This window comes from Streptomyces sp. AC627_RSS907, assembly GCF_019049165.1.
Genome location: NZ_JAGMUE010001333.1, coordinates 1 through 612 on the forward strand (window position 1 = coordinate 1; position 612 = coordinate 612).

At 71.9% G+C, this 612-nt stretch carries 1 protein-coding gene; it reads left to right on the plus strand.

What is annotated here, in order from left to right; genetic code table 11:
- A partial coding sequence (locus tag KUM32_RS41775) for an AMP-binding protein (protein WP_217146838.1) occupies positions 1-612 on the plus strand: 612 nt, incomplete at both ends.

Consider the following 612-nt stretch of genomic DNA (forward strand, 5'->3'; position numbering starts at 1 on the left):
GCGCTACACCAGCGGCACCACCGGCCTGCCCAAGGGCGTCGTCCTCGCCCACCGCAGCTTCTTCGCCATCCGCGACGCGCTCGCCTCCCAGGGCCTGGACTGGATCGACTGGCGCGCCGGCGACATCGCCCTGATCGGCATCCCCGGCTTCCACGTCGGCGGCCTGTGGTGGGCCACGCAGAACTTCAGCGCCGGCGTGACCGTCGTCGCCATGCGCGCCTTCGCGCCGCACCAGGCCAACGCCCTGATCAAGGACCTGGGCATCACCACCGCCTGCGTGGTGCCCGCGATGCTGCGCATGATGCTGGCCGAACCCGGCGTGAGCCCGGCGGACTTCAGTACCCTGCGCAAGATCGTCTACGGCGGCTCGCCCATCTCCGAGGCGCTGCTCGAACAGAGCCTGGCCCTCTTCGGCTGCGAGTTCGCCCAGATCTACGGCCTCACCGAGACCGGCAACACCGCGGTGTGCCTGCCCCCGGCCGACCACGTGCCGGGACACCCCCGGATGAAGGCCGCGGGCCACCCGTACCCGGGCGTGCGCGCCAAGGTCATCGACGGGGACGGCAAGGAGCTGCCCGTCGGGACGGTCGGCGAGGTGTGCCTGGCCAACCC